At 72.4% G+C, this 20,893-nt stretch carries 22 protein-coding genes; 13 read left to right on the top strand and 9 right to left on the bottom strand.

What is annotated here, in order from left to right; genetic code table 11:
* Nucleotides 1-23 precede the first annotated feature (23 nt).
* Nucleotides 24-1,502 carry an MFS transporter gene (locus LCE31_RS03650; protein ID WP_225012480.1) on the bottom strand — a complete coding sequence of 493 codons (1,479 nt, stop codon included), beginning with the start codon at nt 1,500-1,502 and terminating at the stop codon, nt 24-26.
* Between the two features lie 60 nt (nt 1,503-1,562).
* Between LCE31_RS03650 and LCE31_RS03645 the strand changes: the two genes are divergently transcribed.
* Complete coding sequence (locus LCE31_RS03645) at nt 1,563-2,042, top strand: winged helix-turn-helix transcriptional regulator (RefSeq protein ID WP_225012479.1); 480 nt, start codon at nt 1,563-1,565, stop codon at nt 2,040-2,042.
* 298 nt (nt 2,043-2,340) lie between these two features.
* The gene (locus LCE31_RS03640; RefSeq protein WP_225012478.1) at nt 2,341-3,222 is read left to right on the top strand and encodes an LLM class flavin-dependent oxidoreductase; all 882 of its coding nucleotides are present in this window, start codon (nt 2,341-2,343) and stop codon (nt 3,220-3,222) included.
* Between the two features lie 144 nt (nt 3,223-3,366).
* Here LCE31_RS03640 and LCE31_RS03635 read toward each other — a convergent pair whose 3' ends face one another.
* Nucleotides 3,367-4,326, bottom strand: coding sequence for a M48 family metalloprotease (locus tag LCE31_RS03635; RefSeq protein WP_225012477.1), 960 nt, complete (start codon nt 4,324-4,326; stop codon nt 3,367-3,369).
* A complete protein-coding gene (locus LCE31_RS41110; RefSeq protein ID WP_374118389.1) occupies nt 4,323-4,844 on the bottom strand; it encodes a BlaI/MecI/CopY family transcriptional regulator in 522 nt (173 codons plus the stop codon). The genes LCE31_RS03635 and LCE31_RS41110 overlap by 4 nt, the downstream gene beginning before the upstream one ends.
* A gap of 279 nt (nt 4,845-5,123) precedes the next feature.
* On the opposite strand from LCE31_RS41110, the gene LCE31_RS03625 reads away from it, so the two are divergent.
* The 6 genes from LCE31_RS03625 (at nt 5,124) to LCE31_RS03600 (ending at nt 10,941) form a co-directional block, all read left to right on the top strand.
* On the top strand, nt 5,124-5,738 hold the full coding sequence (locus tag LCE31_RS03625; protein WP_225012476.1) for a TetR/AcrR family transcriptional regulator: 615 nt from the start codon (nt 5,124-5,126) through the stop codon (nt 5,736-5,738).
* A 252-nt stretch (nt 5,739-5,990) separates the two neighbouring features.
* Entirely contained in the window at nt 5,991-6,857 is an 867-nt protein-coding gene (locus LCE31_RS03620; protein ID WP_225012475.1) for a chitosanase, read from the top strand.
* A 602-nt stretch (nt 6,858-7,459) separates the two neighbouring features.
* The gene (locus LCE31_RS03615) at nt 7,460-9,121 is read left to right on the top strand and encodes an ATP-binding cassette domain-containing protein (RefSeq protein ID WP_225012474.1); all 1,662 of its coding nucleotides are present in this window, start codon (nt 7,460-7,462) and stop codon (nt 9,119-9,121) included.
* A gap of 117 nt (nt 9,122-9,238) precedes the next feature.
* Nucleotides 9,239-9,424: an antitoxin gene (locus LCE31_RS03610; protein WP_225012473.1), complete on the top strand. Its 186-nt coding sequence runs from the start codon at nt 9,239-9,241 to the stop codon at nt 9,422-9,424.
* Nucleotides 9,425-9,628: 204 nt separating this feature from the next.
* On the top strand, nt 9,629-10,051 hold the full coding sequence (locus tag LCE31_RS03605) for a PPOX class F420-dependent oxidoreductase (RefSeq protein ID WP_225012472.1): 423 nt from the start codon (nt 9,629-9,631) through the stop codon (nt 10,049-10,051).
* Nucleotides 10,052-10,299: 248 nt separating this feature from the next.
* On the top strand, nt 10,300-10,941 hold the full coding sequence (locus tag LCE31_RS03600) for a superoxide dismutase (protein ID WP_225012471.1): 642 nt from the start codon (nt 10,300-10,302) through the stop codon (nt 10,939-10,941).
* A gap of 197 nt (nt 10,942-11,138) precedes the next feature.
* Here LCE31_RS03600 and LCE31_RS03595 read toward each other — a convergent pair whose 3' ends face one another.
* Nucleotides 11,139-12,245, bottom strand: coding sequence for a HoxN/HupN/NixA family nickel/cobalt transporter (locus tag LCE31_RS03595; protein WP_374118391.1), 1,107 nt, complete (start codon nt 12,243-12,245; stop codon nt 11,139-11,141).
* 371 nt (nt 12,246-12,616) lie between these two features.
* On the opposite strand from LCE31_RS03595, the gene LCE31_RS03590 reads away from it, so the two are divergent.
* The 3 genes from LCE31_RS03590 to LCE31_RS03580 all read left to right on the top strand — a co-directional run bounded on the left by LCE31_RS03590 (nt 12,617) and on the right by LCE31_RS03580 (nt 14,650).
* Entirely contained in the window at nt 12,617-13,003 is a 387-nt protein-coding gene (locus LCE31_RS03590; RefSeq protein ID WP_225012469.1) for a hypothetical protein, read from the top strand.
* 406 nt (nt 13,004-13,409) lie between these two features.
* Entirely contained in the window at nt 13,410-13,487 is a 78-nt protein-coding gene (locus LCE31_RS41105) for a tryptorubin family RiPP precursor (RefSeq protein ID WP_225012491.1), read from the top strand.
* An 86-nt stretch (nt 13,488-13,573) separates the two neighbouring features.
* On the top strand, nt 13,574-14,650 hold the full coding sequence (locus tag LCE31_RS03580) for a cytochrome P450 (RefSeq protein WP_225012468.1): 1,077 nt from the start codon (nt 13,574-13,576) through the stop codon (nt 14,648-14,650).
* Nucleotides 14,651-14,762: 112 nt separating this feature from the next.
* On the opposite strand, the gene LCE31_RS03575 is transcribed toward LCE31_RS03580, so the two are convergent.
* Together LCE31_RS03575 and LCE31_RS03570 are read right to left on the bottom strand one after the other, a co-directional pair.
* Entirely contained in the window at nt 14,763-15,308 is a 546-nt protein-coding gene (locus LCE31_RS03575; protein ID WP_225012467.1) for a GNAT family N-acetyltransferase, read from the bottom strand.
* A gap of 130 nt (nt 15,309-15,438) precedes the next feature.
* On the bottom strand, nt 15,439-16,086 hold the full coding sequence (locus LCE31_RS03570; protein ID WP_225012466.1) for a TetR/AcrR family transcriptional regulator: 648 nt from the start codon (nt 16,084-16,086) through the stop codon (nt 15,439-15,441).
* A gap of 129 nt (nt 16,087-16,215) precedes the next feature.
* Between LCE31_RS03570 and LCE31_RS03565 the strand changes: the two genes are divergently transcribed.
* Nucleotides 16,216-16,674: a cupin domain-containing protein gene (locus LCE31_RS03565; protein WP_225012465.1), complete on the top strand. Its 459-nt coding sequence runs from the start codon at nt 16,216-16,218 to the stop codon at nt 16,672-16,674.
* Nucleotides 16,675-16,850: 176 nt separating this feature from the next.
* On the opposite strand, the gene LCE31_RS03560 is transcribed toward LCE31_RS03565, so the two are convergent.
* The 3 genes from LCE31_RS03560 to LCE31_RS03550 all read right to left on the bottom strand — a co-directional run bounded on the left by LCE31_RS03560 (nt 16,851) and on the right by LCE31_RS03550 (nt 19,313).
* A complete protein-coding gene (locus LCE31_RS03560) occupies nt 16,851-17,678 on the bottom strand; it encodes an alpha/beta fold hydrolase (protein WP_225012464.1) in 828 nt (275 codons plus the stop codon).
* A 231-nt stretch (nt 17,679-17,909) separates the two neighbouring features.
* The gene (locus LCE31_RS03555; RefSeq protein WP_225012463.1) at nt 17,910-18,566 is read right to left on the bottom strand and encodes a PRC-barrel domain-containing protein; all 657 of its coding nucleotides are present in this window, start codon (nt 18,564-18,566) and stop codon (nt 17,910-17,912) included.
* A gap of 204 nt (nt 18,567-18,770) precedes the next feature.
* Nucleotides 18,771-19,313, bottom strand: a complete 543-nt coding sequence (locus LCE31_RS03550; protein WP_225012462.1) for a cysteine hydrolase family protein — start codon at nt 19,311-19,313, stop codon at nt 18,771-18,773.
* Nucleotides 19,314-19,616: 303 nt separating this feature from the next.
* On the opposite strand from LCE31_RS03550, the gene LCE31_RS03545 reads away from it, so the two are divergent.
* Complete coding sequence (locus LCE31_RS03545; RefSeq protein ID WP_225012461.1) at nt 19,617-20,885, top strand: YeeE/YedE family protein; 1,269 nt, start codon at nt 19,617-19,619, stop codon at nt 20,883-20,885.
* The last annotated feature ends 8 nt before the right edge of the window (nt 20,886-20,893 follow it).

The raw sequence follows: 20,893 nt of genomic DNA, 5'->3' as shown, positions 1-20,893 counted from the left end.
GGCCGGCCGGCTCGGGGGGCGGCTCAGGGGGTCGGCGGTGCGGCCTTCGCGGTACCGGCTGCGCCGTCCGTCCCGGTCGCGGGCACGGTGCCTGCCGCCGGGGGCGCCGCGCCCGTTTCGGAGGTACGGGCGAGACGGAGCCCCACCGCGGCGGTGGCGAGCGAGAGCACGGCGGCCAGTCCCCACGCGAGCCGGAAGTCATCGACGGAGCGTGGTGTCACCCGTGAGCCGAGGAGGGTGACCAGGACCGCCACGCCGACCGTGGAGGCCAGTTGCCGCAGGGAGTTGACGAGGGCCGACCCGGTGGCGGCGCGGGGGGGGGGGAGCGCCTGGACGCCCGCCGCCACGAGCGTGCCCAGCGCGAAACCCACGCCCGCGCCGGTCAGGACGAGGCTGGGCAGCAGGTCGCGCGCGTAGTCGGGGTCGGCCGACACCGTCACCGTGCGCCACACCATCCCGCAGGCGAACAGCCCACCGCCCACGGCGACCAGCGGGCCGTGTCCGAACCGGTGGGCCGCGCGTGCCGTGAGCACGGTCACCACGGGTACCAGGGCGGGCCCCGGTACGAGGGCGAGACCGGTGTCCAGCGCGCTCCAGTGCCAGACGTCCTGGCACCACAGCACATTCGACAGCAGCATAATCGCGAAGGCGACGGCGAAGACGAAGGTGCCCGCGCCCGCCGACGCGAAGCGCGGCAGCCTCAGCAGATCGAGTTCCATGAGGGGCGAGCGGTGCAGGGACGACCTGCGCCAGAACCACGCCCCCGCCACGAGCGCGAGGGCTGTCAGCGCGTACACGCGTAGGGAGGACCAGCCCCAGGAGGGCGCCTCCACCAGCGCGCCCGACAGCGCGGCCACGGCGACCGTGACCAGCACCGCGCCCCACAGGTCGGGCAGCGGCCCGCTCTCGCGCGCCGCGGGCCGGGGAAGTGTGGCGAGGCCCGCGATCAGCGCGGCGGCTCCGATGGGCACGTTCACCACGAAGACCCACCGCCAGTCGACCTCCACGAGCAGGCCGCCGAAGACCGGCCCCGCCGCTGCCGCGAGTCCGCCGACCGCCGCCCAGCCGCGCGTGGCGCGGGTACGGCCCTCGACGGGCACGGTCGCCAGCAACAAGGCGAGTGACGTGGGCAGTTGGGCCGCCGCGCCGATCGCCTGGACCACCCTTGCGGCGACCAGCACTCCGAGCGTCGGGGCGAGCGCGCAGGCGACCGACGCGAGGGTGAAGACGACGACTCCGGCCAGGAACACGGGCTTCTGGCCCACCCGGTCACCGAGCCTCCCGGCCACCACCAGCAGCGCCGCCAGTGTGATCGCGTACGCGTTGAGGACCCACGACAGGCCCGCCAGAGACGCCGGACGCCCGCCGCTCTCGAAGCTCGCGCCCATCGCGGGCAGCGCCACGTTGACGATCCAGAGGTCCAGGTTGGTCATGAAGACGGCGAGGACGATGACGACCGAGGCCGTTCTTTCGCGCTTTGAAAGTCCAAGCGTTGAGGTCATGGAGGTACCGAAGCAGGTCGGACTTTGAAAATCAAACCCCGCATGTGGGAGACTTCCGCCATGACCGAGAGGATCGACCCCACGACACTGCCCGGCAGGCCCTGCCCGCTCGCCTCCGCGCTGCACCTCGTCGGAGACCGGTGGGCGCTGCTCTCGGTGCGCGAAGTGGCCCTCGGCAACCACCAGTTCGGCCAGATCGCCCGGAATACGGGCGCGCCCACCGACCGGCTGTCGGCCCGCCTCAAGGACCTGGTCGCGGCCGGTGTGCTGGAACGCCGCGCCAATCCGGACAACCCGCGCTACCAGGGCTATCACCTGACCGAGGCAGGCCGGGACCTGACGGGGGCCATGCGCGAGCTGATGGCGTGGGGAGACAGATGGGCGGTCACCGCCTCGCCCGTACGGTTCTGGCACGGCGACCACGAGCTGCGTACCCGCACGGTCTGCGTGACCTGCGGCGACGAGGCGCACGGTCCTGAGATCCACCCCGAGAGCCTGGTACCGACCTGGAACGAGACGGGACCCGTCGAGGACATCTGACCAGGACCGGCCAGGTGACCACGCACCCACCGGGCCGCGGAGCCACCACCGACACCGCCGACACCGCCGACACCGCACCGAGGCACGCACCTATTGGGCCACGAGCCCACCGCCGACAGCGCACCGAGACACACCCCTACCGGGCCGCGAGCCCACCGCCGACACCACGTCGGGCCGCTCGGCGCCCTCGCTGAACGCGGCGCGCGGCCGACCCGGCGCGTCACCCTCGCCACGGCCGACCCGGCTGCCCCGGAGCGTCGCCCTTGCCCCGCCGCGGACCGTGGCGGACGATCCCTGGGTGCGCTACTCCATCAATATCCCCAACTTCGGCGACTTCGCCGACCCGCGGACGGTCGCTTCCCTCGCCGCCGCTGCCGAGACGGCCGGCTGGGACGGGCTCTTCGTCTGGGACCACGTCGTCCACGTCAAGCGGAACCGCCGCGTCTTCGGCGATCCATGGATGCTGCTGACGGCGGCGGCGCTGGCGACCAGCAGCATCAAGCTCGGCACCCTCGTCACACCGGTCCCCCGCCGCCGCCCCGAACAACTCGCCCGCCAGGTGGCCACGCTCGACGCGCTGAGCGGCGGCCGGGTGGTCTTCGGCGCGGGGCTCGGCGGGCCGATCGACGACGAGTACGGCAGCTTCGGCGAGTCCACGGACCCCGTGGTGCTCGCGGAGCGGCTCGACGAGGGGCTCGGCCTGCTGGCCGACTACTGGACGGGCGAGCCGGTCACACACCACGGCCGCCACTTCCACGCCGACGACGTGGAGCTGCTCCCCGCTACGGTGCAGCGTCCACGTCCCCCCGTCTGGATCGCCGGGTACTGGCCGAAGCGGCGGCCGATGCGCCGAGCGGCCCGCTGGGACGGCGCGGCGCCGCTGTTCGAGTCCGCTCGGCACGGCTACGCCCCGCCGGTGGACGAGGTACGCGACCTGGTCGGCTATCTGCGCGCACAGCGCCAGGAGCAGCTGCGTGAGCAGGAAGGGGAGGCCCGCCCCTTCGAGATCGTCCTCGGCGGGGTCAGCCCCGCCGAGCAGGGCCGCGCCCGCGATCTGATCGGCCCGCTCGCCGACGCGGGAGCCACCTGGTGGGACGAGCGGCACATCCAGGACGACCAGGTGGACAAGCTCGGGCCCGTACTGCGCCGCGTCGAACAGGGCCCACCGCGCATCGCCTGACGGCGCCCACGGGCATGCGGACATGACGGGCCGTGCGCCGGTCCGCCGCCACGTACACTGCCGGTCCGCCGCCGTGCATCCCGCCCCTCCGCCGCCGCGCATCTCCGCCTATCTCCGCAAGCGGCCCGGCCCGGCGGGGCACGGTCAGCGCGGGAGGTGGTGGTGCGCGGTGCTCTCGCCCTGGGCGACCTCGACGCCGCTGTGGAGGTCGACGGCGCCGGTCAGGGCCGCCGCGGAGGAGGCACCCGCGCACAGGAGCAGCAGCACGGCGAACGAGGCGGCGAACGGCCGCCAGCCGGCCGGCTCAGGCCGGTTCAGCAGCGCCGCGACACGTTGCGGCACGGGCCCCGCGGTGGCCGACGGCAGTACGGACCCCCGCCGCACGGGCGCGGCGTGCGCCGCGAGTGCGGCCCTCCCGACGGCCCTCGCGGTCAGCCTGCGGTCGCCGGTGGCGCGGGCGGCCGCCTCGTCCGCGGCGCGTTCGACGGCGAGTGCGACGTCCTCGCGCAGGGCCCGCAGGCCGGGGTGGCAGTGCCGGGACAGTTCGGCGGCGGCCAGGAACAGATGGTGGCGGCCCGCGAGGTGCGCGCGTTCATGGGCGATGAGCGCGTCGCACTCGTCCGCGCCGAGGCAGTCCAGCATCCCTTCGGTCACCACGACCCGGCCGGGGCGCGGCCTGCCGGGCAGCGCGTACGCGTCGATCCGGTCGTCGGCCACGACGCGCAGCCCGTGCGCGGCGCGCGCCCGGTCCGCCTCGGCGTGCGCGGCGCGCAAGGCACGCCGCTCACGCGCGGCGCTCCGCACGGCCGTCCCCACGCAGGCCACGAGGGCGGCGGCGGCCAGAACGGCGGCCGGCACCAGCACGTACGCCGGGCCCGTGGCCATCGGGTGGATCATCTTGCCGAGCCGGGCGACGACGGGCAGTCGCAGCGCTCCGGCCAGGACGAGGCCGAGGAGCGCGGCGACGGTACTGCCGCCGAGTACGACGGCCGCCACGGTCAGGGCCCACAGCGCGGCGGTCGGTTCGAGGCGTCCCGCGAGCCCCCGGGCGAGCCGGGGCGCCGCGCAGGGCAGGAGGAGCGGAAGGACGAGCAGTGCGATCATTTCCGGCCACCGGCTTCCGCTCCCCCGGACGCCCCAGGCCGGTCCTGGTCCGCGTGCCCCTGCCGGGCCGAGCCGCTCGTGGAGATACGCGACGCCGGGCCGGCGGTGCGCGTGGCGGCGTCCGTAGCCACTGCCGTACCGGGCTCCGCCTCCGTCTCCGTCTCCGCCGCCGTGTCTGTCTCCGTCTCCGTCTCAAGCAGCTCCCGCAGAATCCGCTCGTCCTCGGGGCCGAGCTGGGAGACGAACCGGGCCAGCACCACTTCCCGGTCCGCGTCCCTGTCCAGTTCGCGGTGCATGCGCCGGGCCGTCAGCCCCTGGCGGTCCTGCGCCGCGGCGTAGGCGTATCCGCGGCCCGCGCGCTCCCTGACCACCGCGCCCTTCTCGTACAGCCTGGCCAGCAGCGTCGCGACGGTCGTCCGCGCAAGCGGCATCGGCAGGTCTTCCTGCACCCGCCGGGCGGTCAGGGGTCCCGGCGCAGCCCAGAGCACGGCCAGCACCGCGGACTCCAAGTCGCCCATGGGACGCCGCTCCGCACCCGTTCCGGCCAAGGCCTTCCCCTTCTCTCCGTCGACCACTCTTCAGCGACTACATTCCTGTAGTCAACACCGTTCCGTACCGTACGGGCACTTCGCCGCGCTTTCGGACCCTTCATTATCGGCCGACGACCAGGGCCGCCGAGCGGGCGGTCGCGTCGTGGCCACGCGCCGGCACACGGTCCCCTGCCCGGCCCTGCCCGGCTCAGACCGGTCCTGCCCGGCGATAGGGTCGGGGCGACGACGCGGAAGGGAACGTACGACGTGGGACGGCGGCGCGAGACTCCGACCAAGGGCGACCTCAGGGAGCAGGCGATCCTCGACACCGCGGAGGCCCTGCTGGACACCGAGGGGTTCGAGCGGATGACGGTGGAGGCCATCGCCAACGGCGCCGGGATCTCCCGGGGGGCGCTCTACTTCTACTTCGGCTCCAAGCAGGACGTCCTGGCCGCTCTGGTCGTGCGGACCATGTCCCGGCTCAACTCCGCCGCCCCGGCCGGTACCGAGAGCCCGGCGGGCGACCCGATGACCGCTGTCGCCGAAGCCGTCCGACGTACGCGGGACACCTGGCGCGCCCATGGCCGGGTGATGCGCGCGGCCGTCGAGTACACGGCGCTGATCCCGGAAGTGGGGGCCGCGTGGAACGCGACGGTCGAGGGTTTCGCCGCCGCGACGGCACGGAACCTGGTGGCCGCGGGCGTCCCGGGCACCGCCGCCCCGGACGGTGCGCACGCCCTCGCGACCGCGCTGTGCTGGATGACGGAGCGCATGTTCTACACGGCCTCCGCGGCGGCCGGGGCATCCGGCGCGGACGCAGGGCTCGACCGGGCCGCCGCCACGTGCACGGAGGTCTGGCGCCGGGTGATCAACGCCGGCTGATCAGCCCCGGCCGCCGCCCCGGGAACCGGAGGCCCGTGGACCCGCCCTCGGGAAAGACACCACGGACGGCCGGTGTGTGGCGACGCGCGGCGGGCGTCCGGGGGCGCACGACGCGACGCGCACCCTCTCGCGGCTACCGGCCGGGCTCGCGCCGAAGCGCCCAACTTCCTTGCGCGGACGGGTGTACGGCGCCCGGGGAACTCTGATAGGAAAGCTTCCTAACAGATAGCCCCCACCCCCAATGGAGGCAACATGCACCCCCGCAAGAGCACTCTCCGGCTGGTGCCCGCCGCTCTGCTCGGCATGGCGCTCGCCGCCGTACCGGCCGTGGCAGGCGCCCAGCCCGTCTCCGCGTCCGGCGCGACCGCCGCCGTCCACGCGGCGGCGGCCCAGGCACCCGCCGCGTCGGCCGGACTTGACGACCCCGCGAAGAAGGAGATCGCGATGGAGCTCGTCTCCAGCGCGGAGAACTCCTCGCTGGACTGGAAGGCCCAGTACAAGTACATCGAGGACATCGGCGACGGCCGCGGCTACACCGCCGGCATCATCGGATTCTGTTCCGGCACGGGCGACATGCTGGACCTGGTGCAGCTCTACACCGACCGCGAACCCGGCAACCCGCTGGCCTCGTTCCTGCCCGCCCTCAAGAAGGTGAACGGCACCGACTCGCACTCCGGGCTCGGCTCCGCGTTCACCACGGCCTGGAAGAAGGCCGCGTCCGACACGGTCTTCCAGACCGCGCAGAACGACGAGCGCGACCGGGTGTACTTCGACCCCGCCGTCAGCCAGGCCAAGGCGGACGGGCTCGGCACGCTCGGGCAGTTCATCTACTACGACGCGATCGTGATGCACGGCCCCGGCGACGGCGGCACCAGCTTCGGCGGCATCCGCGATCGCGCGCTGTCGAACGCCAGGACACCGGCCCAGGGCGGCGACGAGACGACCTACCTCAACGCGTTCCTGGACGCCCGCGTCTGGGCCATGAAGCAGGAGGAGGCCCACGAGGACACCAGCCGGGTCGACACGGAGCAGCGCGTGTTCCTCAAGGACGGCAACCTGAACCTCGACCCGCCGCTCGACTGGAAGGTCTACGGCGACAGCTACCACATCGACGGCTGACACCGAGCCCAAAGCAGCGGCCCGGCCGGGGCCCGGCAGCACCGTACGGGCAGGACGCGCGCATCCTGCCCGTACGCGTAGGGCCCGCCCGTAGTCGCCGCCCCGGAAAGCCCGTCCCCGCAGTGTGTGTCCCCCGTCCCGTTCTCCTGCGGGCGGAAACACACCGCGCCGGGGGCGGGCTCTCCGCGCTCCCCCGGGTCCTCCCGCGGCGCCGGACACGGGCACCCGCCGGCGGGCGGCCCCGGCCCGCCCGGGCCACGACACAGCGCCGCGCCAGAGCCCGCGCAAAGGCTTTGCCTTCCTCCTCGCCGGGCGTTACCTTGCACCTGTCCTTGTTGTCTCCGATCGAGGTGGACGTTGCGCATCTGAGGTCCGCGACCATCACGCGGTACGGCATCGCCGTACGCCCGTCACGGGAGCAGTAGGCCGAGTGCCTGCCGCCGGCCGTGGCGACCGCGTGGACTGCGACCTCGGTGCATGAGCCGTCCCTCCCCGTCCTCTCGGAGCGGCCAGGACCGCACCTCACACTCCCCCGGGCCGGTCGCCGCGTGGTGCTCGCACACGAAGTCACCTGACCATCGCGCTCCCGACTGCGAGAAACCATGCCCGAAACCGGCGCCCCCGGCGCTCTGCTGACCTGTTCCGCCCTGTCCTTCCGGTGGGCCGACGGCACCACCGTCTTCGACGGGCTCTCCCTCACCGTCCCCCGGGGACGCACCGGGCTCGCCGGTGTCAACGGCAGTGGGAAATCCACTCTGCTGCGGCTCCTTGCGGGCCAACTGGAGCCTTTCCAGGGGTCGGTGACCGTGGGGGGGCACCTGGCCCACCTGCCGCAGAACATCACACTCGACACCGCGCTCCGCGTCGACGAGGCCCTCGGCATCGCGAAGCGGCGCGCCGCGCTCGCGGCGATCGAAGCGGGAGACGCGCGCGAGGAGAACTTCGAGGCGGTCGGCGACGACTGGGACGTGGAGGAGCGGGCCCACGCCACACTCGGCTCCCTCGGCCTCGGCGGTCTCGCCCTCGACCGCACCGTCGGGGAGATGTCCGGCGGGGAGACCGTCCTGCTGCGGCTCGCGGCTCTGCTGCTCGAACGCCCTGACGTACTGCTCCTGGACGAACCCACCAACAATCTCGACCTGTTCGCGCGCCGCAGGCTCTACGACGCCGTCGACTCCTGGCGCTCCGGAATCCTGGTCGTGGTCAGCCACGACCGCGACCTGCTGGAGCGGGTGGACCGGATCGCCGAACTCCGCTCGGGCGAGGTGAGGTGGTACGGCGGGGGCTGGTCCGCGTACCAGGAGGCGCTCGCGGTCCAGCAGGAGGCGGCGGGCCGCACCCTGCGCGCCGCGGAGGCCGATGTACGGCGCCAGAAGCGTGAGTTGGAGGAGACCAGGACCAAGGTGGCGCGGCGCCAGCGCCAGAGCAGGAAGCTGGATGCCCAGCGGCGCGCGCCCCGGATCGTCGCGGGCGAGCGCAAGCGGTCGGCGCAGGAGTCCGGCGACAAGCTGCGGGGGCTGCACGAGGACCGGCTGGACGAGGCACGGGTACGGCGCGACGAGGCGGCGGACGCGATCCGCGATGACGCCGAGATCCGGGTGGACCTCCCGGGCACCGCGGTCCCGGCCGGCCGTACGGTCGTCACCCTGGACGCGCTGCGGCCCCGGCACGGAGCCCTGCGCTCGGGCACCCTCACGGTGCACGGCCCCGAGCGCGTCGCGCTGGTCGGGCGCAACGGCGCGGGCAAGACCACGCTGCTGCGCACCCTCGCGGGAGACCTCGCGCCGCTCTCCGGCGAGGCGAGGGCGCATGTGCCGCTCCGGTTCCTGCCGCAGCGGCTGGACGTCCTGGACGACGGGCTGAGCGTCGCGGCGAACGTCGCACGCGCCGCGCCCGGTGTGCCCGACAACGAGATCAGGTCGCGGCTCGCGCGGTTCCTCTTCAAGGGGGCGCGCGCCGAGCAGCTTGCGGGCACCCTCTCGGGCGGTGAACGCTTCCGGGCCGCCCTCGCGGCCACCATGCTCGCCGCGCCCGCGCCGCAACTGCTGATGCTGGACGAGCCGACGAACAACCTCGACGTGGCGAGCGCCCGGCACCTGGCGGGCGCGCTCGACGCCTACCGGGGCGCGCTCCTGATCGCGGGCCACGACCTGGCGTTCCTGCGGTCGGTCGGCATCACGCGGTGGCTGCTGGTCGGAGAGGAACTCCGGGAGACGACGGAGGACGAGGTCGCCGGCCTGCTCGCGGCGCCCGAGGCGCCCTGACCCGTCGGGGAAAACCCTTCGAGGAAAGCCCGTATGCCGGACAACCCGTTTACGAACGCGAGGCGGGGTCACGCGACGGGAGCAAGGCAGTACACCTACCACCTTCGGGAGGTACGCATGAGCAAGCTGGGCGACATGGCGGACAAGGCCAAGAGGATGGCGAAGGGCCACCCGGACCAGGCCGACCGGGCCGTGGAGCGCACCGAGCGGCTCGTCGACGAGCGCACGGGCAACCGCTACGACGAGCAGACGGACCGGGCGGCCGACTCGGTGCGCCGCAGCTACCGCGACGGCGAGCACTGACCCGGCGGCGGTACGGCGGGGGCCACGGCCTCCGTCGTCCGCCCGGCCCCCGCCCGTGGCGGGGCCATGGGACACGCCCTCTCGGCCTACGGTGTCCGTCATGGCCTTGACGGGCCCTTGCGCCACACCCCAGGTCACGCGGCCTCACCGGACGCTCGGGCAAGGGCCCCTGAGGCCGGGACGTACGACCGAGAAGGAGAGAACGTGTCCAACCCACCGCTTCCCGAGACCGCCGTCGCCATGCTGCGGAAGCCGAACCCGTCCGTCATCACCACACTGAGGTCGGACGGGCAGCCGGTGTCCACGGCGACCTGGTACCTCTGGGAGGACGACGGACGTGTCCTGATCAACATGGACGAGGGACGTGTGCGCCTGCGCCATCTGCGCAACGACCCGCGCGTGACCCTCACGGTGCTCGACGACGGCAACTGGTACACGCACATCAGCATCATCGGGCGGGTCGGCGAGATGCGCCCCGACACCGGGCTGGAGGACATCGACCGGCTGTCACGCCAGTACCAGGGCCACGCCTACCCGAACCGGGACCGCGCCCGCGTCAGCGCGTGGATCGAGGTGGACCGCTGGCACGGCTGGGGCAGCCTCAAGGACAACAACCAGAGCGGCTGATCCCGGCCGGGGCCGCGCGACCACGGCCCCGCGCAGCGCATGACGGAGGCGTCCACCAGCGGGTGGGCGCCTCCTCGCTGTCCGGCCCGCGCCCGTCCGGCCCGCGCACAGCGGCCCCCTGAAGCCGTGCCGACGCGCGCCGCCCTGACTCCCCTGCCTCCGCATGATCGGCCCGAGAGGCTGTCGCTGGTAATGTGCAGTTGCACTCGACTTGCAATAAGGAATGAAGACGGAGGGCTCGCTCAGCCATGGCCATCTACTCACTTCCGGAACTTCCGTACGACTACACGGCCCTTGAGCCGGTCATCGATCCGCAGATCGTGGAGCTGCACCACGACAAGCACCACGCCGCGTACGTCAAGGGCGCCAACGACACCCTGGAGCAGCTCGAAGAGGCCCGCGACCAGGGGGCCTGGGGGTCGATCAACGGGCTGGAGAAGAACCTCGCGTTCCACCTCTCCGGCCACATCCTCCACTCGATCTACTGGCACAACATGACCGGCGACGGCGGCGGCGAGCCCCTCGCTGCCGACGGAGTGGGCGAGCTGGCCGACGCCATCGCCGCCTCCTTCGGCTCCTTCGCCGGGTTCAAGGCCCAGCTGACGAAGGCCGCCGCGACCACCCAGGGCTCGGGCTGGGGCGTCCTCGCCTTCGAGCCGGTCTCCGGCCGGCTGATCGTGGAACAGATCTACGACCACCAGGGCAACGTCGGCCAGGGCTCCGTGCCGATCCTGGTCTTCGACGCCTGGGAACACGCCTTCTACCTCCAGTACAAGAACCAGAAGGTGGACTTCATCGAGGCGATGTGGAACGTCGTCAACTGGCAGGACGTGGCCAAGCGCTACACCGCCGCCAAGGCCCGCGCCAATACCCTGCTCCTCGCCCCCTGACATCGCGAGCACACCCGGACGGCAAGGCCGCGACCACTTCCGCAGCCTCCCAGGCCTCCCCGGCCTTCCCGGCTCCCGGCCTTCACAGCTTCTGGCCTCCCCGGCCTTCCCGCCCGGACCGAACGACGAAGGGCCCCCCCGAGGCGAACCTCGCGGGGGCCCTCAGCCGTGCCCCTCGCCGTACGTCGCGGACGCGTTCAGTCGCCGTCCGCCGCGACGAGGCCGGCGGACCACTTCTCCTCGATCCGCCCGTAGCGCCATACGAGCAGGGCGACCAGCCACGAGAGGAAGAACAGGCCGACGATGCCGTAGCCCGCGTAGTCGAGGTTGATGCTCGCGATCGCGGCCAGCGGCCCCGAGGTGATGTTCGCCTGGTCGGTGAGGACGCCGATCAGCTCGATCGTGCCGATGATGAGCGCGACCGCGACCGAGATGGACGTGATGGTGATGTTGTAGAAGACCTTGCGCACGGGCTTGGCGAAGGCCCAGCCGTACGCGGCGTTCATGAAGACCCCGTCGACGGTGTCCATCAGGCACATGCCCGCCGCGAACAGGATCGGCAGCACGAGGATGGAGTAGAAGGGGAGGCTGAACGCGGCGGCACCGCCCGCGAGGACGAGCAGGCCGACCTCGGTGGCGGTGTCGAAGCCGAGGCCGAACAGCACGCCGATCGGGTAGATGTGCCAGGCCTTGCGCACGGACTTGGTCAGGCCGTTGAGGAAGCGATTCATCAGCCCGCGCTTGTTGAGCTGGTCCTCCAGCTCCTTCTCGTCGAAGTGTCCCTGGCGCATCCTGCGGAAGATCTTGATGATGCCGACGAGGACGGCGAGGTTGAGGATGCCGAGGACCCACAGGAAAACGCCGGAGACCGAGGCGCCGATGATCCCGGTCGCGGAGTGCAGGCCGGAGTCGTCGTTCTCCACCTGCCCGACGAGCGCCTTCACGCCGACGGAGAGCAGGAACGCCAGCGCGAAGACGATCGTGGAGTGGCCCAGGGAGAACCAGAAGCCGACCGACAGCGGGCGGCGCTGCCTGGCGACGCCGCGCGCGTCGCGCTCGACGTTGTCCGCGAGGAGTTTGCGGGTGGTGTTGTCGACGGCGGCGATGTGGTCGGCGTCGAAGGCGTGGCGGAGGCCGAAGGTGTACGCGAGCACCCCGACCCCGATGTTGAAGACGGGGTGGTCACCGCCGAGGTGGTAGTGCTTGGGCGCGACGAGGCCGAACAGCACCCCGAACCCCACCACATGCAGGAGCACGATGAAGGCCAGCATCCCGCCCAGGGATCGCCGGTCTCCGCGCGTCAGCGATTGACGGAACTGTCCGAGCCGCTCAGCCAGCGTCGGCTCGACACGTGTGTCGGCGCTCAATTCCCTCTCCCAGAACTCGGCTTACCAGCCAAAACGTACTGAGCGTAGCCACACTGGGATCGCTGTTGCAAGTAGTTCGCAATTAAGCTCGGGAGGCGTGCGTCACTGGTCGCGCCCGCGGGACCGCACCTCGCCCGCGCACCCCCTCCGTACGGGCGCGCGAATGCCCGTACGCCGCCCATGCGGCCGTACGCACGGGCTCCTGACCGGGCCTGCGCCACGGCCGAACGGACCGACGCCGCGACACGAGCGACGGGAGACGGCGCTGTCTCCCCGCGTGGAGCCGTCCGCTACGGGAAGATCCCACCATGTCCGTTTCATCCCCCACCCCACGCTCCGTCGGCCTGGCCCTCGGTTCCGCCCTCGCCGTCGCAGCCATCCTGTTCGCCGCCTTCACGGCCCTCAGCGGTCCGACGGGCACCAGCGACTCCAAGCCCCCACGCCCCCGCACCGCGCCGGCCTCCCAGGTGGCGGCGCCCACACATCCGGCATCCGGCGCCTCGCCCTCGTCCACCACGGAGCCGGCCTGCAAACTCTTCGACACGGAGTGCCAGGAGGAGAACCCTTCTGCCGACACCGATCGGGACGACGACGGCACCGCCGACGGGCGCACCGGCGCCACACCCCGCGTCCCCGACCCGCCGCAGGGCACCGCCGCCACCGGAGGCGGTGGCGCTCTCGGCGGAACCGAGTGACGCCCGGGGCCACGACAGCTCCGCCGCCGTCGCCGCTCCCCGCACTGCCGCACCGGCGCCCCGACCGGCGGCCGGGTGCCCGGGCGGGGACGGCGCCCGCCACAGGTCAACGCATTCTCAAGTTTCGGTAAACCCGGGCCGGACGGCCTCCCTCGCCACGGCGTCCCCACGTCCCCCCGGACAACACCGACGCAACCAGTGACACCAACGGTCCAGCCCGACAATGGCGTTGTGCCGCCGAGCCACCCTGCCCGCGTGAACACACCTCAAACCTCCGCGTGTTGACTGTCGGACACATCACGGTCCTCTTGACAGCCACTCGGCCCCGGCCATTGACTTCAGGCGGCCACCGGCGCCTCGATCGCCCGGCGGCCGGCACACCATCCGTTCCGTCTGGGAGGTCCTCATGAAGCTTGTCCGCCTCGCGAAGAAGATCCGGACCGAGAAGAGCCTCAAGGCATACGCGTGGTACGGCTGGGTCTAAATCGGTCGTCCGCCGACGAACGCCGGGTGGCGTCCTGTCCATGACGGGGCGCCACCCGGCCGCCGTCCCGCCCACGGAGGTGCTGCATGCCCGAGCGGTCGCGCGACGCGCGCCACGGCGGCCGGACCGTACGGTTCGCCCCCAGGATCGACGCTCTGCTGAACCGCTACACCGGCGCGGACGTGTTCCGGCTCGAACCCGACACGATCGGTGTCGCCGGCCCGGACCAGATGGACGCGCTGCTGCGCAGCCGGCCCGCCAACGCCGAGGAACGGCCCACGTTCAAGCCCGTACGGGCCAGGCGGGTCAGCAGGACCGACGCCTCGACGTACATGCAGGCCGTGTCGTCGGACGTACGCACGGCACTCCGCCGCCCGCTGGAGACCGACGTCGACCTGACCGGCTCCTGGCCGCAGGTGCCGCACGCGTACCTGCGTGATCTCGTCTTCGGCCGGGAGCGCCTGCGCTTCCGGGTGCTGGTGGACCGGCGCCTCGAACTCACCCCGAAACTCACCTGGTCCGCCGTCACCTCGGGAGCAGCCCTGCTCGGCCGGCCGGGGCGGCAGGTTCCGCTGTCGAAACTCGCCTCCCTCGTCCTCGACTCGGCGACGTTCGAGGACCGCAGATACGCGATGTACCTCTACCGGCGCGTGGCGGCGCCGGTGTGTTTCACGGTCGCGGCGCTCGTCACCAACGCCGTCTGGCTCGGGGCTCCGTTCGACGACGCCCTGCCGAACCGGCACATCATCCACGAGGCACTCCGGCTGCTGCCGCCGTCGTGGAACATCCTGCGGGTGGCCTCCCCCGAGTTCCCCGCCGTGGACGAGCGGATCGGCGCGCACGACGACATACTCCTGCTCCCGCTGCTGAGCCACCGCGACCCGAAGCTGTGGGACGACCCCGAGACGTTCCTCCCGGAGCGCTGGAACGACCTGGACCCGGACACCCATCCCGGGTACCTCCCGTTCGGCCATGCCGACGAACGCTGCTGGGGACGGCACATGGTCCTGCCGCTGGCCGAGCGCCTCCTCGACCTCGTGCGCAGGGACGGCCTGACGGTGCGTCCCGACCAGACCGTGGCCACCGTGGAGCTGGACGGGCTGATGGAGGTCTCCGACGTCCGCGTGACACACGGCAGGACGCGCTCTCCCGTCGCCGCGTGAGCCGTCGTTCCCGCGTGAGCCTTCGTTCCCGCCTGAGGCGCCTGCCGCGCGGGCCGCGTCCTGGCGCGACGCCCTTGCCCGCCGCAGGTCCGCTCCGAGTGGGCCGGTCCGCTCAGCGGCCTGCCGGCATCCGGTCTGCGTCCTGCGGGGTCGTGGGCCGGTCCCCGTCGGGCGTCAGCGGCTTGGTGTAGCAGAGGCTCAGCTCGTCGAAGCGGTAGTGGCCGAACTTGTCGCGGGGCTCGCAGGGCTCGTAGCCGCTGGAGAGGTAGAGGGAGACGGCCTCCGGCTGCTTGGTCCCGGTCTCCAGGACCATCCGGAGGCGCCCCGCGGCCCGCGCGTCGTCCTCCAGCGCGGCCAGCATCCTGCGGGACAGGCCCTGGCCGCGCGCCTCGGGAACGACGTACATGCGCTTGATCTCCGCGTCGCCGTCGGAGTATCCGAGGCTGTTCCTCTCCTGCGCCCGCCAGCCGCCGGTCGCGACCGGGGCGCCCAGATCGTCGTAGGCGATCAGGTAGAGGCCGCGCGGCGGCGCGAACATGGCCGGGTCCAGGGGCGTGATGTCGCCGTCGTCGCCGTACCGCTCGGCGTACTCACGCTGCACGCGATCGTTGAGCCGGACGGCGTCGGGATGGCCGAAAGAAGCAGGGCGGATATCCATACGAATGATCGTACTTCTACGCACATGCCTCTCCGTGCGGCGCCCCTGAGATGACGCCCAGGCCCGGCGGTGACGATCTGGCCACGTCGGCGGAACACCGGCTTCCGCACCGCTCCTCCGCCGGAAGCCGTCAACGGCCCCCGGGGGCGCGGCCGGTGCCCGCGCCCCGGTCCGCGGCGGCCCGGGTGAGGTCCGCGGCGGTCCCGACGATGCTGGTGATCGCGTCCTCCGGGTCCAGGCCGTACAGGTCCGTCAGGTTGAACAGCGCGTCGGCGCTGACCACCACGGCGAGCCCGCGCCTGAGCTGCTCCAGCGCTGCGGGGCCGATCGCCTCACCCTGGGCCAGCGGCGCCAGCGCGTGATCGATCAGTCCGAAGCGCAGGCCCGGGCGGGCCGACCGTCCTGGCCTGGCGACCGTGCCGGCGATCATCGCCCGGACGACGCCCTGGCGGGACAGTACGTGGCGCAGCAGGAACTCGGCCGCGGCGGTGACGCGTTCCACCGGGTCCGCGGAGTGCTCGACGGCGCCCAGCACCTCGTCCGGACCGGGGAGCTGGCCGGAGATGGCCTCCTGGAGCAGACCGACCAGGTCGGGAAAGTAGCGGTAGGCGGTGGCCTCCGACACGAGGGCCGCCTCCGCGATCTCCGGCATGCTCACCTCGCGGCCGGTACGGCTCAGTTCGGCGGCGGCCTGCACGATCGCCCGGCGGGTGCGGAGTTTCTGGTTCGCGCGGCCGGTCGTGTTCGCCGCCGCGGACGGCGATGAGGACGAGGTCATGTGCCACCTTTCCGACGTTCGGTCACCGGCGGGTGCGGTGAGGGCGCCATCACCGCACCCGGGAGGCTTGCAGCATATGACGAAACACTTCTACAGTCATGAGAGTCAACTCTCACGAAGGAGCCGACCATGAACGACGTATCGATCGTCGCCCCCGACGGCGGCGAGGTGATCGAGCTGGGTCCGGCCCGGATGCGCGTCCTGGAGGCCGGTGACACGACGGAACACCGCCTCGGAATCGGCGAGATCACCCTGGCCCCGCACAGCGACGGCCCGCCCCAGCACCGGCATGCCGAGCACGACGAGGGTTTCTACGTGGTGTGCGGCACCGCCAGGTTCACCGTGGGCCGCGACGACTACGACGCGCCGCCCGGCACGCTGGTGATGGTTCCCCCCGGCGTCCCGCACACCTTCGCCAACCCCGGCGACCAGCCGGTCGTGATGGTCAACACCTTCACTCCCGACCTGTACGTGCAGTACTTCAGGGATCTTCGCGACACGATCGCGCGGGACGGGGAGCTGACCGGACCGGCGACCGCCGAGGTGATGGGCCGGTACGCCACGACGACGGCCACCGACTTCGACTGACGCTCGGCACCGGACACGCGCGGGCGGGGCCGCGACCGGCCGGTGGCGTACGGCCCGGTCCAAGGCCGAGGCCGCACGCCGCCGCCCCCCGGCAGCGTACGAGCCGTGCTCCCCCACCGCACCCCCGCGCCCGCTCAGGAACGACCGGCACACCGGCGGCTGCGCGCACCGCGCGGTCAGACGGCCGCGGACGGCTTCGCGCCGATGCCGGCGAAGTCGCCGATGGCATCGAGGACGCGCTCCGGCTGCTCGATGTGCGGGAAGTGCCCGGCGCCCGGGACAGGGAGGAAGCGGCCCTCGGGGAAGGCGGCGGCATAGCCGCGACCGTACGTCAGGGGCGCGATGCCGTCCTCCTCGCCCCAGACGACCAGCACGGGCACGCTCACCCGGTGCAGGCGCCCGCGCAGCTTCGGGTCGTGCGTGAAGGCTTCCCCCGCGTACGTCGCCAGAGCCTGCTGGTTGGCGGCCATCTGGGCCCGCTGCTCGGCGCTGAAGGAGCGGAAGTCCGGACGGAGGGCCGGGTTGGCGAAGGACAGCTTGCTCAGCTCGTCCGGCGCGAGGACGCGCGCGTCGACCACCTCGTTCTCCTTCCTCACGGCATGGATGCCGACCGCGTTGAGCAGGACGAGGGAGCCGATACGGCCCTTGGTGTCGCGCAGGGCCATCTCGGCGGCGATCCAGCCGCCGATCGAATTGCCCATCACCGCGACCTCGCGCAGGCCGAGGGTGTCGAGCAGATCCAGGTAGACCTCGGCGAGATCGGCGATCGTGTCGGCCCACCGGGGCCGGGGCGTCCCGTCGAACCCGGGGTGGGTCGGAGCGATCGCGTACGCGTGCTCCGACAGCGCGGTCGCGAGGCCGGTCATCGTGCGCGGGCCTGCGCCGCCGTGCAGCAGCAGCGCACAGGTGCCCTCGGAGTCGGTGCCGTACTCGTTGATCGTCAGGGACAGGCCGTGGGCCAGGTCGATGGTCCGGGTGGAGCTGGTGGAGGCGGAGGTGGTCATGGTGTGCACCCTTTCGCGAGAGCTGACTCTCATAAACATAGAGTGGTCGCATCCTTCATGCAAGTCCACTCTCACGAAGAGGGGCTACTCGCTCGTCATCTCGCGAATCCGGCACACCGAAGGCTCCGGAACCCTCGGAAACGCCGCGGGGGGGTAGCCGGAACGACCGCGTACGGCGTTCCGGCCACCGCCACGCACCGGCGATGTCGAGCGGATCTACGGTGCCCCCACTCAGCCCTCCGCGTCGGTGTCGACCGCGGGGAGATCCTTGAGCTGGTCCTTGCTGTAGTTGACGCGGATCGTCGCCCCCGCCCGCTCCACATCGGCGATCGGGACGGCCACGGTCTTCCTGCCCCACAGGTGCCCCTCGCCGAGCAGTACGTGGGTGACCGTGTGGTCGCCGTCGTCGACGACGAGACCGTGTACGCGCCCGGCCTCCCCGTCGCTCGCCCGTACGGGGTCGCCACGGCGGATCTGCACCTCGCCGGCCGGCACCCGCTCCCGCGCCGTCGGAACACCGGCTTCGCCCAGTGTGAGCGGCAGCGGGTTCATGCCGCCGGCCAGGGCGATGCCGGGACCGAAGTAGGGCCACCTCATGGTCTCGGCCGGGTCGTACCCCAGATCGTTGGCGCCGCCGGGCAGGAAGAGATCCTCCTCGGCACTCTCCAGTGCCTCGAACTCGTCGCGCCCGCAGGAGAGTTCGATACCGTCGGCTTCGCTGTCCAGCAGGGAGACGGGCACCAGCCGCTCCTCGCCCCCGCCCGGGGCGACCACCAGATGCGTCACGCACCGCGCGATCGGATCGATGACGACACGCTTGACGCTTCCGCACTTCCCGTCCGCGCACCGCACTTCCGAGCCGATCGTGTACCGCACTGCCTCGCCCATGACGCCTCCTCACCGCGTGCGCGTGCCTCACGCCCGCCTGCCTGCCGTGTGCCCGAGATCGCCGTGCGGAAGCCTGTTGTCCTTCGCGCTGTGGTGGCTGCCGCCCCTGCCGTACGGCCTGTTCAGGGCAGCCTGGCCCGCCCGGTGCGCCACGGACGCGTGTCGCGCCGCCGGGGGCGTGTGGCCACCGTGTCCGGCGGACGGTCAACCGGACAGGGCCAGCGTGTCGGCCCACCCGACCTCGGCCGCCATGTTGCGCTCCATCATCCGCAGGGCGGCGTCGGCGAGATCCCAGTGGATGTGCGCGACGGCGTCGCGGGCCACCGCCACGTCGAGATGGCGGATGTGCGCGTCCAGTGCCGAATACAGCACACACTGCTCGGTGACCTGGCCGCACAGGACGACCCGCTCGACGCCGAGCTGTGTGAGCAGATAGGCGAGCGGTGTTTCGTAGAAGATCGAGTGCCGCGCCTTGACCACGAACAGCGAGCGATCGTCGGGACGCAGTGGTTCGACCAGGTCCGCGTGCGCGCCGGACAGCGCCTTGTCCAGGATCTCGCCGTGGTGCGAACGCCACTCTCCGAAGTTGTCGTTCACGTACACCACCGGAATGTCCTCGGCCCTTGCGCGTTCGATCAGCCGGACCACGCCGGGCACCGCCTCACGGGCCGACGGCAGCAGAAGCCCGGCATCCGCGTGATCGTAGGTGTTGATCATGTCGATCACGATGAGTGCCGTTTTCCTCATGCCTCCATGGTGCAGGCCACGGGAGCCGACGGGCGTACGGCGGCACGCGTCCGCCGGCGAGGCCGTGATTTGACGCACGGGCGAGGCCGCGGCTTGAATTCGAACACTTCACCGGAGGAAGCCACGAGAGGAGAGCGGCGATGTACCGCACCGTCCTGCTCGTGCGCCGGCGCGTCGTCGACTACGTACGGGTGACGGCCGACAGGTGTTGACGCTCCGCGTCCGCTCCCGTCCCGTCCGTCCCGTCGTGTCCTGCCCTGTCCTGTGCCCGACGGCCCCTCCCCGCTCCGGAGAAACATCGTCATGGCTCTCGCCACCCTGCTGAGCCGGCGCGACGCGCTGTCCGCCGCCCGCACCGCAGTGCCGGCCCCCGCCGCACCCGAAGCACCGCCCGTGAACCGGGTCCCGCTCGTCCTCTCCCTCGTTCTGCTCGCCGGACTGTCCGTCTGGGTGTTCGCCGCCCACGGCGCGCTCGACGGCACGCTGCTGCTGCTCGGCGGCGGGCTCGGCCTCACCCTCTTCCACTCGCGCTTCGGTTTCACCGGGGCGTGGCGGCAACTCGTCGGTGTCGGCAACGGGACCGGGCTGCGCGCGCACGCCCTGCTGCTCGGTACGACCGCGACGCTCTTCGCGCTCGTCATCGGGACCGGGACGGGCCTGTTCGGCGCCCGTCCCGCCCCCACCGCGGGCCCGCTCGGAGTCTCCCTGGTGCTCGGCGCCTTCCTCTTCGGCGTCGGTATGCAGATCGGCGGCGCCTGCGCGTCGGGCACGCTCTTCGCCGTCGGGTCGGGGCAGACGTCCATCGTCACCACCCTCGTCGGCTTCATCATCGGCTCGACGCTCTACACCTGGCAGTACTCGCTGGTGGACCACCTGCCCTCGTTCCCGCCGTTCCTCCTCTCCGACCACGTCGGATGGGCCGGATCGTGGGCGATCACCCTCGCCGCGCTCGCCCTGATGGTGCTCGCCTCGCTCGCGGTGCAGCGGCGCCGCAACCCGCCGCCGGTCGGGGCGGTCCCGACCGCCCGCGGCGCTCTGCGGGCCCTGCGCGGCGCGTGGCCGCTGTGGACGGGAGCCGTCGTGCTCTCCGTGCTGGGCGCGGGCGTCCTGCTGGTGTCCGGCGGCGCGTGGGGAGTGACCAGCGCGTTCGGCCTCTGGGGTGCCAAGGTGGTCCAGGCGCTCGGCGGGCACCCGCAGGGCTGGTCGTTCTGGCGCCAGCCCGGCCAGGCGGCCACACTGTCCGGTCCCGTCCTGACCGACAAGAACAGCCTCACCGACATCGGCATCATGGTCGGGGCGGCCGTGGCTGCCGCGGCGGGCGGCGCCTGGACGCTGCACCGGCGGGTCCCGTGGCGCACCGCCCTCGCCGGTCTCGTCGGGGGCGTCCTGCTCGGCATCGGAGCCCGGCTCGCGTCGGGCTGCAACATCGGCGCCTACCTGGCGGGCATCGCGTCCGGCAGCGCCTCCGGCTGGGTCTGGGGCGCGGCGGCCCTCGCCGGCACCTGGGTCGGACTGCGGCTGCGCCCGCTGTTCGGCCTGACGAACCCGAAGGCGACGGACAGCATCTGCTGACCGGCGGC

The sequence above is a fragment of the Streptomyces sp. 8L genome (assembly GCF_020176795.1).
Taxonomy (GTDB): domain Bacteria; phylum Actinomycetota; class Actinomycetes; order Streptomycetales; family Streptomycetaceae; genus Streptomyces.
Note: the sequence above shows the minus strand (reverse complement) of the source record. Positions and strands in the feature narration are given on the sequence as shown.

Excerpts from the sequence above, each read along its gene's own strand:
- LCE31_RS03650 (WP_225012480.1), bottom strand. The coding sequence starts at position 1,502 with ATGACCTCAACGCTTGGACTTTCAAAGCGCGAAAGAACGGCCTCGGTC.
- LCE31_RS03645 (WP_225012479.1), top strand. The coding sequence starts at position 1,563 with ATGACCGAGAGGATCGACCCCACGACACTGCCCGGCAGGCCCTGCCCG.
- LCE31_RS03635 (WP_225012477.1), bottom strand. The coding sequence starts at position 4,326 with ATGATCGCACTGCTCGTCCTTCCGCTCCTCCTGCCCTGCGCGGCGCCC.
- LCE31_RS41110 (WP_374118389.1), bottom strand. The coding sequence starts at position 4,844 with ATGGGCGACTTGGAGTCCGCGGTGCTGGCCGTGCTCTGGGCTGCGCCG.
- LCE31_RS03620 (WP_225012475.1), top strand. The coding sequence starts at position 5,991 with ATGCACCCCCGCAAGAGCACTCTCCGGCTGGTGCCCGCCGCTCTGCTC.
- LCE31_RS03615 (WP_225012474.1), top strand. The coding sequence starts at position 7,460 with ATGCCCGAAACCGGCGCCCCCGGCGCTCTGCTGACCTGTTCCGCCCTG.
- LCE31_RS03610 (WP_225012473.1), top strand. The coding sequence starts at position 9,239 with ATGAGCAAGCTGGGCGACATGGCGGACAAGGCCAAGAGGATGGCGAAG.
- LCE31_RS03600 (WP_225012471.1), top strand. The coding sequence starts at position 10,300 with ATGGCCATCTACTCACTTCCGGAACTTCCGTACGACTACACGGCCCTT.
- LCE31_RS03590 (WP_225012469.1), top strand. The coding sequence starts at position 12,617 with ATGTCCGTTTCATCCCCCACCCCACGCTCCGTCGGCCTGGCCCTCGGT.
- LCE31_RS41105 (WP_225012491.1), top strand. The coding sequence starts at position 13,410 with ATGAAGCTTGTCCGCCTCGCGAAGAAGATCCGGACCGAGAAGAGCCTC.
- LCE31_RS03580 (WP_225012468.1), top strand. The coding sequence starts at position 13,574 with ATGCCCGAGCGGTCGCGCGACGCGCGCCACGGCGGCCGGACCGTACGG.
- LCE31_RS03575 (WP_225012467.1), bottom strand. The coding sequence starts at position 15,308 with ATGGATATCCGCCCTGCTTCTTTCGGCCATCCCGACGCCGTCCGGCTC.
- LCE31_RS03570 (WP_225012466.1), bottom strand. The coding sequence starts at position 16,086 with ATGACCTCGTCCTCATCGCCGTCCGCGGCGGCGAACACGACCGGCCGC.
- LCE31_RS03565 (WP_225012465.1), top strand. The coding sequence starts at position 16,216 with ATGAACGACGTATCGATCGTCGCCCCCGACGGCGGCGAGGTGATCGAG.
- LCE31_RS03560 (WP_225012464.1), bottom strand. The coding sequence starts at position 17,678 with ATGACCACCTCCGCCTCCACCAGCTCCACCCGGACCATCGACCTGGCC.
- LCE31_RS03555 (WP_225012463.1), bottom strand. The coding sequence starts at position 18,566 with ATGGGCGAGGCAGTGCGGTACACGATCGGCTCGGAAGTGCGGTGCGCG.
- LCE31_RS03550 (WP_225012462.1), bottom strand. The coding sequence starts at position 19,313 with ATGAGGAAAACGGCACTCATCGTGATCGACATGATCAACACCTACGAT.
- LCE31_RS03545 (WP_225012461.1), top strand. The coding sequence starts at position 19,617 with ATGGCTCTCGCCACCCTGCTGAGCCGGCGCGACGCGCTGTCCGCCGCC.